Origin of the sequence: Acidovorax sp. CF316 (assembly GCF_000276605.1) — a bacterium.
Classification (GTDB): Bacteria; Pseudomonadota; Gammaproteobacteria; order Burkholderiales; family Burkholderiaceae_C; genus Acidovorax.
The window spans coordinates 1-13,577 of the sequence record NZ_AKJX01000031.1 but is presented as its reverse complement, the minus strand read 5'-3'; the positions used below and the strand labels follow the sequence as shown (position 1 = coordinate 13,577).

8 protein-coding genes and 1 tRNA gene are annotated in these 13,577 nt (G+C 69.8%); 1 reads left to right on the top strand and 8 read right to left on the bottom strand.

The genetic code is table 11. The features are described 5' to 3' along the window. Positions 1-50 precede the first annotated feature (50 nt). From bcsE to PMI14_RS04455, 6 genes are all read right to left on the bottom strand, one after another. The gene (bcsE, locus tag PMI14_RS33340; RefSeq protein ID WP_007850257.1) at positions 51-1,868 is read right to left on the bottom strand and encodes a cellulose biosynthesis protein BcsE; all 1,818 of its coding nucleotides are present in this window, start codon (positions 1,866-1,868) and stop codon (positions 51-53) included. 1 nt (position 1,869) lies between these two features. Beyond that, complete coding sequence (locus tag PMI14_RS04475; protein ID WP_007850255.1) at positions 1,870-5,766, bottom strand: cellulose synthase subunit BcsC-related outer membrane protein; 3,897 nt, start codon at positions 5,764-5,766, stop codon at positions 1,870-1,872. A gap of 5 nt (positions 5,767-5,771) precedes the next feature. Beyond that, on the bottom strand, positions 5,772-6,920 hold the full coding sequence (gene bcsZ / locus PMI14_RS04470; RefSeq protein WP_007850252.1) for a cellulose synthase complex periplasmic endoglucanase BcsZ: 1,149 nt from the start codon (positions 6,918-6,920) through the stop codon (positions 5,772-5,774). Then, complete coding sequence (bcsB, locus tag PMI14_RS04465) at positions 6,913-9,297, bottom strand: cellulose biosynthesis cyclic di-GMP-binding regulatory protein BcsB (RefSeq protein WP_238541801.1); 2,385 nt, start codon at positions 9,295-9,297, stop codon at positions 6,913-6,915. Before bcsB ends, bcsZ begins: the two co-directional genes overlap by 8 nt. Positions 9,298-9,765: 468 nt before the next feature. Next, positions 9,766-9,841: transfer RNA gene (locus PMI14_RS04460), tRNA-Lys, on the bottom strand. 89 nt (positions 9,842-9,930) lie between these two features. Next, positions 9,931-10,818: an NAD(P)-dependent oxidoreductase gene (locus tag PMI14_RS04455; protein WP_007850247.1), complete on the bottom strand. Its 888-nt coding sequence runs from the start codon at positions 10,816-10,818 to the stop codon at positions 9,931-9,933. 133 nt (positions 10,819-10,951) lie between these two features. Here PMI14_RS04455 and PMI14_RS04450 point away from each other — a divergent pair, with 133 nt between their 5' ends. Further along, positions 10,952-11,848 carry an alpha/beta hydrolase gene (locus tag PMI14_RS04450; RefSeq protein WP_007850244.1) on the top strand — a complete coding sequence of 299 codons (897 nt, stop codon included), beginning with the start codon at positions 10,952-10,954 and terminating at the stop codon, positions 11,846-11,848. A 33-nt stretch (positions 11,849-11,881) separates the two neighbouring features. Here the strand turns inward: PMI14_RS04450 and PMI14_RS04445 are convergent, their stop codons facing one another. Together PMI14_RS04445 and PMI14_RS04440 are read right to left on the bottom strand one after the other, a co-directional pair. Further along, on the bottom strand, positions 11,882-12,859 hold the full coding sequence (locus PMI14_RS04445) for a GMP reductase (RefSeq protein ID WP_007850242.1): 978 nt from the start codon (positions 12,857-12,859) through the stop codon (positions 11,882-11,884). 228 nt (positions 12,860-13,087) lie between these two features. Beyond that, a partial coding sequence (locus tag PMI14_RS04440) for a hypothetical protein (RefSeq protein ID WP_007850240.1) occupies positions 13,088-13,577 on the bottom strand: 490 nt, incomplete at its 5' end.

Here is a 13,577-nt window from a genome sequence, read left to right as displayed (position 1 = left end):
GGCCAGCAGCGCGCCCAGCACGGTGTAGAGCAGCAACTCGATCAGGATCTTCATGCCATCGACCTCGGTGAGGGGCGCGGCACGGCACGCCGCGCAATGGGCCGGTGCTGCACGCCGGGGCCGTCGGCCAGGGGCAGCAGCGGGCGGGATTCGGTGCCGGCAGCCTCGGGCGCCAGGCCGGGGGCGGCCGGCAGCGCCGGCGTGACCGCCGGTGCCGTCTGCGCCGGGGCCGGTGCAGTGGCGGGCCGGGGGCTGCCCGCGAGGGTGGCGCTGTAGTCGGGCAGGCCCTTGCGCACCGATTCGTGCAAAGGGGCCAGCATGGCGCGGATGCCGGTGTCCGAGCTGTCCGTGGCCTCGCTGGAGAACAGCTGGGTCAGCGGCAGCGTGAACAGGCGGTGCAGTGCCAGCTCGACGTCGGGCTCGCGGCAGGCGAACAGGAAGACGTAGACGCTTTCATGGTCGGCCGTGAGCAGGTCGCCGTCGCGCGCGGTGTGGCAGGCGCGCAGCGCATCGAGGTGCGGGATCTGCGCCAGCACGTTCAGCCGCACCAGGCTGTGCGACAGGCCGATGCCGTGGGTGCGGTCCAGCATGCCGCGCACCAGGGTACAGAACTGTGCCGGTGGCTGGTAGCCGCGCTCGCGCGCAGGCATGAAGCTGTCTAGCGCCTGTTCATAGTCGGGGTGCACCTTGCGGGTGTGGCTCTGGGCGTTGATGTCCTGCAGCAGCTGCAGCAGCCGGGAGAAGCCCACCTCCTTGTAGACCACGGCGCTGGCGCCCAGCTGCAGCAGGGCCTGCTCGCTGTGTGTGCGCAGCTTGCCCAGGTTCTCGCGCACCACGATCTTGAGCGTGAGGGGGCGCGACAGGCGCAACTGGTGCACCAGGCGCGCACGCGCCTCGAAGTCCGATGCCTGGCCCGCGTCGATCAGCACCGTGGCGGCCACGCTCGCGGCGGCGGCGACCTCCAGGTCGGCCAGGCTGTCCACGATGCGCCAGTGGCCCGGAACGCCGCGCTGGCCATCGACCGAGGCGCGCGTGGCGATCACCTCCGACTGGTCCACCGCCTCGACCAGTTCGCGCACGGCACCCCGGGTGCGCGTGCCGTCGGCGGCCAGGCGGTCCCTTGCGCCATCGTGCAGCAGGCCGAAGGCGGTCTGGAACAGGGCGCCGGCATCCGTGTTCCAGCGCTCCAGGCCCAGGCTCCAGCGGTCGGCCTCGGCGCGCAGCGTGGCGATGTGCATGGACATCTGGCACAGGTTGCGCAGCGCGGGCAGCAGCACCTCGGGCTCCAGCGGCGGGAAGAAGCCCAGCACCACCGGGCGCAGGCGCTCGCGGCACAGGGCGCTGAGCTGGCGGCTCACCCGCGCAAGCTCGGTCACGCTCAGGCCGCTGAGCAGGCCCTGGGCGTCGCAGACGTACAGCGCGTGCCCGGGCTGCAGGCCGGTGCGCTCGAGTTCTTCGACCAGGGGGGCAAGGCCATGGCGCCGCACCTCGGCCTGCAGGCCGGGCGCGAGCAGCCACAGCTGCAGGCGCCCGGCGCGGTAGGCCGCCTGCAGTGCGGGGCGTTGCAGCAGCCCGTCGGTCCACGCCGCGCTCGAGGCGACCAGGGCCACCGGGCCGGCCACGACGGCATCCTCGATCAGGGCCGGAAACCACAGCGCGGCGCTGCTGTCGTCGGCCGCCACCAGCGACACCGGCACATGGGGCGGCACCAGGCCCACGCCATCGGGCAGGCCTTCGATGCCGATGCGCGTCGGCGTGGCGCCGGCGGCTGCATCCTTGCGGGATGCAGGGCGCAGCCAGCGCAGCGCGGAGCGCACCAGCCCTGCGGGTGGCGCGCTCTTGCGCGGGGAAGAGGAAGCGGAGGACATGTCAGAAACTCGAATAGGGCTGCACCGGGCGCGGGCGGTTCTCCAGCGGCACGAGCACCGGGTCGAAGTGGTAGCGGCCGTAGACCATGAGGTTGGTGGGTGCGTAGTAGGCCGAGCGGTCCAGCTCCAGCTGGGCGCCCAGGGAGAGGTTCCTGGTGACCTGGTACTCCAGTGCGCCCCGGAACGAACGGCCGAAGCCCGAGCCCGAGCTGCCCGTGTACACCGGCACGCTGCCGCTTTCGGCCAGGCGCGCGCGCGCCAGCGATTGCAGCAGCGCGTTCTGCGGGAAGTAGTCGGTGTCGCCGCTGCTGCTGCGCGAGACCGAGATGGCACCCCGAGCCAGCCAGGTGAGCGCACCCTTGCGGCCACTCCACTCCAGGGGCAGCGCGACGGACGCATAGCTGCGCGGGCTGTAGTAGCCGCCATGGCCGAAGCTGTACTCCGACAGGTCCTTGCCGTAGTGCCAGGCCGAGAAGGTCACGCCCAGGTTGACTACGCTGGTGTCGCCCTTCCAGACGTCGCGGTCCACGGCCACGCGCAGCTGGGCACGGGTGTTGGTCTCCACGCTCTTGCCCGTGAGGGCCGCCAGGTTCAGGCTCACCGAGCTGCTGTAGGGGCCGAAGTCGGTCGACAGCCGCCCGGAGGCGCCTGTGGCCACCACACCGCCCCAGACCTGGCCGGTGATGGGATCGCGCGCGCCGGCATAGGAGAGCAGGCTGCCCGTGATCGGACGGCGGAACCCTTCGAGCTTGTAGCGGTAGCGGCCCAGCTCACCGGTCCTGGCGAGGCCCCCCACCAGGTTGGTCACGGGAAAACCCACGCCCGTGGTGCCGATGTCCCATTGGAAGTCATCGCCCACGAAACCGAAGCCCAGGTTGGTGCCCGTGCCGCGCTGGCGCCGGTAGGCCAGGGGCGAATTGGGCGGCAGCGCCGCGATCTGGCCGAAGTCCGTGAAGTCCGAACCGTCGGCCGGCAGCTCGCCGGCGTCGAGCTTGACCCGGTCCACGTGCAGGAAGTAGTGGCCGTCGTAGCCGCGCGGCATCCAAGCCACCACGGGCCGCTCCCAGCCGCGCAGGCTGGAGATGCCATCGGTGGAGTTCTTGCGCAGGCCCGTGTGGGCCGCCTCGATCCACACCTGGCGGCGGGCTTCGATGGCATCGATCTCGCCCTGGATCTTGGCCACCACGGCCGTGTCCACGGGCAGCGAGAGCGCGTAGCTCTGCTGCAGCTTCAGCGGTGCCTCGGCTTCGGTGGGCTCGCCCGGGGTCGCCTCTGCCGCCGGGGCGGCGGCGCCGCGTGTCTCCAGCGTGAGCGCGCTGCGGAAGAACGCCAGGGCCTGGGCATAGTTGCGGTTGGCGCGCTCCAGGCGCGCGGCGTGCAGCAGCACGTCGCTGTCCTGCGGAAAGTCCTGCAGCAGCCGTGCGGACAGCGCACGCGCCTCGTCCATGCGGCCGGCGCGCTGCCAGATGCGCAGCAGCGCCAGCTGCTGGGCGGCGTCGGTGGCCGGCAGGTGGTCCTGCAGCCACTGGGCGTGCCCGGTGGCGCCGCGTGCATCGCCCAGGCGTGACAGCGCATCCGCCAGGTTCATGCGGATCTCCACGCTGTCGGGCTGGGCCTTGGCCAGCGGGGCCAGCAACTGGGCGGCATCGGCGTACTCGCCGGCGGCCATGAGCAGGCGCGCCTGCGTCTGCGTGCGCTGCTGGGCGGTGGCGGGCGTGTCGGGCAGTTGCAGGGGCTGGCGCGCCAGGCGCAGGGCCTCGCCGAGGCGGCCGGCCTGGCGCTGCTGTTCGATGAGCCGCTCGCGGTGCGCGGTGTACAGGGCGATGAGCCGCGCCTCCTGCTCGGCGCTCCAGCCGGGCGACTGCAGCAGGGCCGGCAGGCGGGCGGCCAGGCCCACGTCGTCCTGCGCGCGGTTGAGCAGCAGGGCGTGGTCGAGCTGCACGTCCATCGGCAGCGCAGCGCTGCGCGCGGCCAGTCGGTCGAACACGGCCACGCCGCGGGCCGGCTGCGCACGGCGGAACCAGGTGTTGGCGACGGAATACAGCAGCTCGGCATCGTTGCCCGCCGCCTGCTCGGCCTTGTCGAGCAGGGCCTGGGCCTCTGCGGGGCTGCGGCTGGCGCCGCCCTGGGCCACCAGCGACTTGACCGTGGAGCGCTGCGCCAGGGCCCGCATGGAATCGGTCTGCTCGGCCGGGGGGATCTGCGCCAGGTCGGCAAGGGCGCCCTGGTCGTTGTCCACCGCCGAGCGCACCAGGGCGCGTGCATAGTGCATGGCACTGCGGTCGGCGCCCACCACCGTGGTCCGGGCGATGCCGTCGTCCATCACGCTCAGGGCCTCGCGCGGCAGGTTCAGGCGCAGGTACAGCCGTGCCAGGCGGTGGCGCAGCCAGGCGTCGTCGGGCGTGAGCAGCACGGCCGACTCCAGCGTGCGCATGGCGGCGCTCAGGCGCTGGGCCTGCAGGTGCTCGTCGGCCTGGGCGCCGAGGATGTCGGCCTGCGTGCCCAGCAGTTTTTCACCCAGCGCCGTGTCGCTGGCGGAGGCCTTCTCGAGCAGCACCAGGGCTTCGCCCGAGCGGCCCGTGCGCGCGTACAGCCCGGCCAGGCCCTTCAAGGCCGAGCTGCTGTTGGCCTCGGCCTTGATCGCGCTCTGGTAGAGAGCCTCGGCCTGGGTGCGCTCGCCCTGCAGGTCGCGGATGCTGGCCAGGGTGGTCAGCGCCTCGGCATTGTTCGGCTGCATGGCCAGGGCCCGGCCCGCCAGGTCGGCGGCCGTGGCCAGTTCGTTCTTTTCCAGCGCCACGTCGGCCTGGCGCAGGTAGCCCCAGAACCGGGCCGTGGCCTGCAGGTCCTTCCACTTGCCCTGGCGGGTGAGCGCGAAGGCCTGGCCGAACAGGTCCTGGGCCTCTCCATGCTGGCCCTGGCGCAGGCGGATCATGCCCAGGTTGCCCAGGCTCTCGCCATCGCCGGGGCGCAGCGCGAGCACGGTCTGCAGCTGCTCTTCGGCGCGCTCGGTGTTGCCCTGGTCAAGGGCCAGGCGCGCGGCATTGCGCGCGATGTTGGCCGGGTCGCGGGCGGCGCGCTCCGCGCGTTCCACTGCCTGCTGCATCGCGGCCAGGCGGTCCACCATGGCCTGGTCGGCGGGGTAGCGCTGCAGGAAGGCGCGCACGCGCGGCATGTTGCCGGCGGTGTTGGGCAGCCGGTCCACGGCGCGGCGCCACAGGTCCTGCAGCTGCTGGGCATTCACGTCCGGCTGCTTGGCCAGGGCCTCGATCTCATGCACCACGGCGCTGGGGTTCTCGCCACCGTACATGCGCATCTCGAGCTGCGCCAGGCGGTAGCGCGACTCGCCCGTGTCCTGGTAGAGCTTGCCCAGCTGGCGCGCGGAATCGCCGCCGCCCTTGGCGCCCGAGCCCAGGATCTGGTGGTATTCGAGGGCCAGGCCGCCGAGCTCGGGCGGGCCCTGTGGGAACAGCTCGCGCGCCAGGTCGGCGGCCTCGGCCTTGCGGCCGGCGCGCGCCATCAGGCGCATCTGCGAGAGCTTTTCGCGGTCGGGGCCGTACACGCGCACCAGGGTCTCGAGTTCCTGGGTCACCTTGTGCTGGGGGTGGCGGGTGCGCAGCGTCTCCAGGATGCGCTTGGCCTCGTCGGTCTTCTTCTCGCGCAGGGCCAGGTCACCGAGGGTGCCCAGGCCCTGGGGGGAGTAGGGGTCCATGGCCAGCAGCTTGTCCACCAGTTGGCGCGCCATGTCGGGGCGGTTCTTGGCCGCCCACAGGCGGGCACCGCTGAGCAGCTCGGCTTCGATCGCGGGCGGCGCGCTGGCCAGCACACCGTGGCTGGCGGGAAGGCAGGCGGCGGCCAGCAGGGTGAGCGAGGGCAGCCACTGGCGGGGCCGGCGGGGCATGGGGGTCACGGCTTCCACCGCGCGATGAGCTGGCCCGCCGCCGTGAAACGGTATTGCCCGTCGAACGCGCCTTGGCCGAAGAGGGCCAGCACCTGCTCGTAGTAGGCCGTGGGCCGCAGCGGACGCGCCTCCAGGCGCATGCGCTGCGATTGCAGGGCCTTGTCGTCGCCCGCGGCGCGCAGGAAGGGCAGCATCGCGGCCGAAAAGCCCGAGGGCGCCGGGCCCGAGGCCTGCCCGGTCAGGATGTCGATGGATTCGGGCGGATAGCCCTGCTCGCGCACGTAGCGGGCCATGGGCGCCAGGGTGTCGAGCAGCGCCCTGCGGCCCGGCGCGTCGGCGTGCATCATGCCGGCCCACAGGTAGACGCGGATGGCGTTGTAGGTGCCCTGGCCCTTTTCCTTGCCCTCGGTATCGAGGAGGAAACCCTGCTTGGCGTCGTACACCGTCCAGTCGGGCGTGAAGCCCTTGGGCGACGAACCGCGGATGACCTTGAGCGAGCTGTCCACCAGCGGCTTCCACTGCGGGTCCAGGTCGCCGGCGGCCAGCCAGTGCATCAGGTGCATGGGCATGTAGCTCGGGTTCAGGCGCCAGCGGCCATTGGCCTGCACGAAGCCCTTGGGCGCGGGCAGCAGCGTGGGGCCCAGGCCCGGGATGTCGGCGGTCTCTTCGCGCAGCACGCGCGCTGCCAGCAGGGACGACAGGGCGCGGTAGCTGCGCTCGTTCCACAGGCGGCCGGCTTCGCCCAGCGCGTAGGCAATCCACAGGTCAGCGTCGGAGGCGGCGTTGGCGTCGATCACGCCCCAGGTGCCATCGGGGCGCTTGCCCCAGAGCCAGGCGGGCAGGCGCGCCGTCATGTCGCCGGCGCACAGGTTGTTCTCGGTCCAGCGCAGCAGCTTGTCGAACATGGGGCGGTCGTTGGCCACCAGCGCGAAAAACAGCGCATAGCCCTGGCCCTCGGAATAGGTCTGGCCGCCCCCATCGTCATCGGAGACCACGCGGCCGCCTTCGTTGATGAACTGGGCCTTGAACGCGTCCCAGGCGGGCCAGGTGGCGCGGCCGGCGGCCTGCTGGGCCCTTGCGGCCGGCAGGCAGGACAGCAGGGCTGCACCGGCCGTGGCCTGCAGCGCAGTGCGGCGTCGAAGGGAATCAGTCATTGCGTGCCGCCAGTCGGCGCCGGGCCATGCTGCGCAGCGCGGCATAGACGATGAAGGTCAGCAGCAGGCCGGTGCCGATGCCCACCAGGGCCAGCAGCAGCGGGTGGCTGTGCATGTGGAACCACAGGCGCTGCCACCAGGGCAGGTCGCCCACGTAGTACACGGGCTTGATGCGGAAGCTCTCGATGGCATCGCCGCGCATCAGGCCCAGGTCGCCGCGCAGGCTCTTGATCTTGCCCGCATCGTTGAGGCCCAGGCTCAAGAGGGCCATGGCCTCCTTGTCGGTGGCCGTGAGGGCCACCACGCTGCGCCCGGCCGAGAGCGGGGATTCGAAGCCCGTGACGGCGGCCAGCGGGCCATTGCCCTGCAGGATAGCCTGGCCACCCGAGGCCGACAGGCGCTGGTTGGATTCGAGGTTGAACAGGTCGATGAAGGAGCCCATGGCGCGCTCCAGCGGCTGTACCGAGCGTGCCCCGGCAGCCAGCAGGCCCGGCAGGTGGCTCTGCCACTTCTGCAGCAGGCCGTCGCTGTCGGCCTGGGAGATCACGAGGATGTCGGTGTCGGCGGCCTTGTCGGCTTCGGACGCCCGCAGCAGCTTGAAGCGCGTGCCGGGGTAGCCGGTGGAGGCGCTCATGCGGCCCACGGCCGTGAGGAAGACTTCCACGTCCGAGGTGGTCGGCTGGTTGGGCAGGATGATCGAGGTCTGCGCCAGGTCGGGCACCCGCGTGAAGGGGAAGCCGCTGTTGGCATAGGCCGCCAGGTTGGGCATGGCCAGGTAGTGGCGGAAGGCCGTGAGGTCGATGGTCGACTGCGGGTCGATGGCCGCATACAGCTCCGTGGGCGGCGCCGAGCGGCAGCGGCCCAGGTCGTTGGGCGGGATCTGGAAGGCGAACTGCAGCTGGTTGTCGCCGCCGATCATGAAGGCCGGGATCTTCAGGTCCGAGCGCGTTTGCGCATTGCCGTCGTCGAACAGCGGCAGCATCACCGTGCTCTTGCCACTGGTGCGGTCTTCGCGCGACTGCAGCGGGTAGGACTGGATGAACTGGTTGTTGATCGAGATGTTCAGCGCGCCGTGGTCCGACACGCTGTTGGGCGTGTAGCGGTAGGTCAGGTCCAGCGGCACGCCCTTGGCGTTCCAGGTGAACAGGTCGGGCGCCATGCGCGTGTAGACGTTCACCGTGTCGTTGAGTACCGAGCCGCGCAGCTGCAGGTCGGCCGCGCTCTGCACCAGTTCGGCCAGGCGCACCGGGCGCTTGGTGGTGATCCAGCGCGGGGCATCGTAGGGCTTGGCCAGTTCGGGGTAGTCGAGCGACTTGACGGCGATGGTCTGGCCCGACAGCACGGCCTTGCCCAGGGCCAGCGCATCGGCAGCCATCTGCACCTGCGCATCGTCCTTGCCCAGCACCAGCAGCAGCTTGGCGCCCGGAACGTCGGGGTGGGGTACGACCGAGAGCGTAGGCTCGGTGACCGGTGCCATCGCCTGCAGGAAGGCGGGGCGGTTGTCGTTGGTGGCCAGCACCACGGCGTGCTGGCGCGGCAGCTGGTTCTCGAACGCCGGGAACTGGTTGCCGCGGTAGCCGGCGAGCATGCCGATCCAGCTGGCGATCGAGCCCGAGGCCTTGAGCGTGCCCGTGCTGGGCTTGCTGCCGTACACGAAGGGCAGGTTCACCGGCCGGTTGTCGCGCGGGTCGAAGAACGGTGCGGGCAGCAGCGCCAGGTCATCGCGCAGCGGGATCTGGCGCAGCGACAGGTCCAGCTGGCTCTCGTTGCTGATGGTGGCCCACAGGCTCGAATGGTTGGGCGCCTCGCACTCCATCGTGTAGTGGCCGATGAACTGGAAACGAAAGCGGTTGTAGTCGGTGAAGTAGCGCGGGTCGATGTTGAGCTCGACCGTCTGCGGCGTGCCCAGGCGCTCCTTGTCGAGCACGATGGTCTGCAGCGTCTCGTCGTTGAGAATGAGCTTGAGGTGCGACAGGGTCGGGATCAGCGCCGGCGACAGCGTGAAGGTCAGGCGCAGCCGCGCGGCCTCCACCACTTCGTCACGCCGCACACCCACGCCGACGCTGGCTTCGCTCTCCACGCCGCGCAGGGCGATGGGGCGCGCCAGGCCCAGGTCCTTGAGGCTGGTCTTCCACTGGCGCAGGGGCAGGGCGGGCGCTGCGGCTGCAGGGGCGGCGGTGGCCGGCGCAGCGCTGTCGGGCGCGGCAGCCGACGCCGCTGCGGCGCGGGCCGCGCGTGCCTTGGCCCGCTCCTTGGCGGTCGATTCCTTGGCAGGCGCCGTCTGGGCGTTGGCCGTGGGAAGGGGCGCAGAGACCAGGCCCAGGGCCATCAGCGCAGCCAGCAGGGGAACTGTTCGGGTGGTGTGTCGAGAATTCACAGTGCTTTGAAGGGTTCTGGCGTGATGGTGATGAAGACGCCCGCGACGTGCCTGCCGACGATGTCATTTGTATGACAAAGTGTATCGATACATTTTGGCTATGGAATACCGAAAGACACTAGTTTGCAATTAAACGCGGCGGCATTGAGGGCCTTGCGCAGGGATACGCTGGAAGATGCCTGCTGGATGCAATTTCCGCGGAAAAATCCTGTCGCGCGAAATTCACGCTGGCTTTTGTCGGGAACCAAAGAGGGCTCGGAATGGCGGCGCGGGCACGCGCAACGTGTGCAGGTTGCACACGTGCACCTGGGTGCGCGGGTGGATGGCCGGTGGCATGCAAAAGAGGAGGGGCAGGCCCCGGGTGTGCGTGGGGCGCTGGCGGCATCCACTGCACAGGACCGCAGCGCCAACAAAAAAGCCGATACCACGTTCAGTAGTATCGGCTTCATGTGCCTTGCGGCTTAGATTTGGTGGGTCCTGAGTGACTCGAACACTCGACCTACGGATTAAGAGTCCGCTGCTCTACCAACTGAGCTAAGAACCCAAATCTTTTAATGATCTGTCTGCGTTGCTGCAGAGCCTCGAATTATGCACTAGTTTTTTCGGTGTTGGCAAGTCGCGGCAAAAAAAGTTTCATTGCATCGCGTTGCGGCTGGCCAGTTCCACGAACAGGCCGCTGTGGTCCAGCTCGCCCAGGCCATGCTCCACGCCCTCGGCATACAAGGCCTCGAAGAGTGCCGTGATAGGCGCGTCGAAGCCGATCTCGCCGGCCGTGGCCAGGGCGTTGCGCATGTCCTTGAGCTGCACCGTCATGCGGCCCTGGGGGGCGAAGTTGCGCTCCACCATGCGCTGGCCATGCAGTTGCAGGATGCGGCTGTCGGCAAAGCCGCCGCTGATGGCCTCGCGCACCTTGGCCATGTCGGCCCCGCCCTTGGCGGCGAACAACAGCGCTTCGGCCACGGCGCCGATGGTGATGCCCACGATCATCTGGTTGGCCAGCTTGGCGAGCTGGCCCGCGCCGTGCGGCCCCACATGGGTGGCCCGGCCAAACGCCGCAAAAATGGGCTGGGCGCGCGCATAGTCCTCGGGCCGGCCCCCGGCCATGATGGCCAGGGTACCGTTCTCGGCGCCCACGGTGCCGCCGGAGACCGGGGCGTCGAGGTGGGCGATGCCCATCTCGCCCAGGCGCGCCGCATGGTCGCGTGCCTCGCGTGGCTGGATGGAGGCCATGTCGATGAACAGCGCATCCCGGCGCAGGGCCTGCGCTGCTCCGCGCTCGAACAGCACCTGGCCCACCACGGGGCCGTTGGCGAGCAGGCTGATCACCACGTCCGCGCCGGCCACGGCATCGCGCACGTCGGAGTGGACGGTGATGCCCGAGGCGGCAAGCGGTTCGGCCGCCTCGCGCGTGCGGTTCCAGGCGTGGACCTCGTGGCCGGCAGCGCGCAGCCGGCGTGCCATGGGCGCTCCCATCATGCCGATGCCCAGGACGGTGGTGCGCAGGGGAGGGGTGTTGTGCATGGGCTCTGTCTCCTGGTGCGGTTGTCTCTGCCGCCATCATCGGCGGTTTTCGCGCTGCCAGCCTGTCATCGGGCTTGCAGTCGGCGCCACTTGCCGGGATGATGTGGCGCCAGAGGACGAGGAGAACCTACCCATGGCCCTGGACACCAAAACCCCGCACGACCCCGCCTGGCTGGAGCTGATGTACAACAACCGGGCGCTGGTGCCCGAGCACGTGAACTACTTCGCCCGCTGGGCCCAGGAGTCGGCCCAGGTGCGTGCCGACCACCCCTGCGTGCCCGACCTGGCCTATGGCAAGGGCACGCGCGAGACCCTGGATGTCTTCCCGACCACCCAGCTGCCGCCCGGGTCCGGCAAGGGGGCCCCGGTGCTGGTCTTCATCCACGGCGGCTACTGGCGCGCGCTCGACAAGTCGGACCACTCCTTCATTGCGCCGGCATTCAACCGCGAAGGCGTCTGCGTGGTGGTGGTCAACTACGCGCTGTGCCCCGGTACCCCGGAGGCGCCGGTCGGCATTCCCCAGATCATGCGGCAGATGGAAAAGGCCATCGCCTGGATCTGGCAGAACATTGGGCGCTATGGCGGCGATCCTCAGCGCATCACGGTGGCGGGGCATTCGGCGGGTGGGCAACTGGCGGCCATGCTGCTCACCAGCGTCTGGCCCCTGATCGGCAACCTGCCCGATGGTGCGGTGCGCAGCGCGCTGTCGGTCTCGGGCCTGCACGACCTCGATCCGCTGATGCACACCCCGTTCCTGCAGGAGACGCTCAAGCTCACGGAGCAGCAGGTGCTGCAGTACAGCCCGGCACGCCTGCAGGCGCCCGGCCAGGGCATGCTGTACTGTGCCGTGGGCGGCGATGAAAGCCCGGAGTTCATCCGCCAGGCGCGGCTGGTGCAGGACGCCTGGGGCTCGCACGCCGTGCCGCGCTGCCAGGTGCAGGAAGGCCTGAACCACTTCAGCATCGTCGATGCGTTGGCCAGGCCCGGGCACGATGTGCACCACATGGCCTTGATTCTCCTGCGGGCCTGAGGCTGTCCCAGGCCCTGCGAAGACCGGGCGCGATTACATCAGCAGGTGTTCGCCCGCGTTGTCGCCGCCCAGGATCACGTAGTTCACCTTGCGGATGTCCATGAGCTTCTTGCCGCCAGCGTAGCTGATGGAGCTTTGCACGTCCTGCTCCATCTCGACCAGGGTGCCCGCCAGCTTGCCCTTGATGGGCTCGAGGATGCGCTTGCCCTCGACGTGCTTGTACTCGCCCTTGTTGAAGTCGCTGGCCGAGCCGTAGTACTCCTTGAACAGCGCACCATCGACCTCCACGGTGTTGCCGGGCGATTCCTCATGGCCGGCGAACAGCGAGCCGATCATCACCATGCTGGCGCCGAAGCGGATGCTCTTGGCGATGTCGCCATGGCTGCGGATGCCGCCGTCGGCAATGATGGGCTTGGTGGCCACGCGCGCGCACCACTTGAGCGCCGACAGCTGCCAGCCACCCGTGCCGAAGCCCGTCTTGAGCTTGGTGATGCAGACCTTGCCCGGGCCGACGCCCACCTTGGTGGCGTCGGCGCCCCAGTTTTCGAGGTCGATCACCGCCTCGGGCGTGGCCACGTTGCCGGCGATCACGAAGGCCGCGGGCAGCTTGGACTTGAGGTAGCCGATCATGTTCTTCACGCTGTCGGCATGGCCGTGCGCGATGTCGATGGTCACGTACTCGGGCGTGATGCCTGCGGCGGCCAGCTGGTCCACCGTGTCGTAGTCGGGCTGCTTCACGCCCAGCGAGATCGAGGCATAGCAGCCCTTGGCGTGCATGTCGCGCACGAACTGCACGTTGTCGAGGTCGAAGCGGTGCATGACGTAGAAATAGCCGTTCTGCGCCATCCAGGTGCAGATGCTCTCGTCCACCACCGTCTTCATGTTGGCCGGTACGACCGGCAGGCGGAAGGTGCGCCCGCCCAGCTCCACGCCGGCATCGCATTCCGAGCGGCTTTCCACCCGGCACTTGCGCGGCAGCAAGAGGACATTGTCGTAGTCGAAGATTTCCATGAGATTTCCAAGCTCCATAAAAGGACGCCGCAAAACAATTTCCACGGCGGTGGGCGCTTGGCTTGGAGACCGGTTCCGTGGCTGCGGCCGTGCTGGCCGCCGCGAACCCTGCTGTGCGCAGGCACAAAAAAACCGGGCTGCAAGAAACTTGGGCCCGGTGATTGATTCTACCCGCGCCAGCGGGCGCCGGTATATCCCTACTGTTATCCCTTCAATAGGGCAAAGCTTCTAAGGCACGCAGCGCGACTGCGCCGCGTCGATGATGCGGCCATCCTTGTCCTGCACCCAGCCGACCAGGCGCAGGCGGTCGGTCTTGGCGCCTTCGGGGATGTAGATGGGCCGCGAGTCACGCCAGCCCGAGCGTTCGCCCCTGGACAGGGTGTGCGGGTTGTCCAGCGAGCGCTGGTAGACGTTGCGCACCAGGTTGCGGGCCACGGGGGATCCCTCGGTGCCGGCAGGGATGGATTCCACCAGCAGCAGGTAGAAACCGCCCGCATCGGGCCCTGCCGCAGGGCTTGCTCCCCGTGTCGGCACCGGGGAGAAGGCGATGGAGGCACCCAGGTAGTCGTTGAACGCCGGCCCGTGCGACACGCGCAGCCGGCTGCCCTGCACGCCCTGCACGGGCGCGGTGTTCACGTCCGTGGCCGAGGGGGCCGTGCGGCCCAGGGCGGCTAGCCGCGCCAGTGCATCGCGCGTGGCGGCCGCCGGCAGCGGGGCG

What these genes read in the sequence shown, in the direction of transcription:
- bcsE (WP_007850257.1), bottom strand. Translation starts at nt 1,868, where the DNA reads ATGTCCTCCGCTTCCTCTTCCCCGCGCAAGAGCGCGCCACCCGCAGGG.
- PMI14_RS04475 (WP_007850255.1), bottom strand. Translation starts at nt 5,766, where the DNA reads ATGCCCCGCCGGCCCCGCCAGTGGCTGCCCTCGCTCACCCTGCTGGCC.
- bcsZ (WP_007850252.1), bottom strand. Translation starts at nt 6,920, where the DNA reads ATGACTGATTCCCTTCGACGCCGCACTGCGCTGCAGGCCACGGCCGGT.
- PMI14_RS04455 (WP_007850247.1), bottom strand. Translation starts at nt 10,818, where the DNA reads ATGCACAACACCCCTCCCCTGCGCACCACCGTCCTGGGCATCGGCATG.
- PMI14_RS04450 (WP_007850244.1), top strand. Translation starts at nt 10,952, where the DNA reads ATGGCCCTGGACACCAAAACCCCGCACGACCCCGCCTGGCTGGAGCTG.
- PMI14_RS04445 (WP_007850242.1), bottom strand. Translation starts at nt 12,859, where the DNA reads ATGGAAATCTTCGACTACGACAATGTCCTCTTGCTGCCGCGCAAGTGC.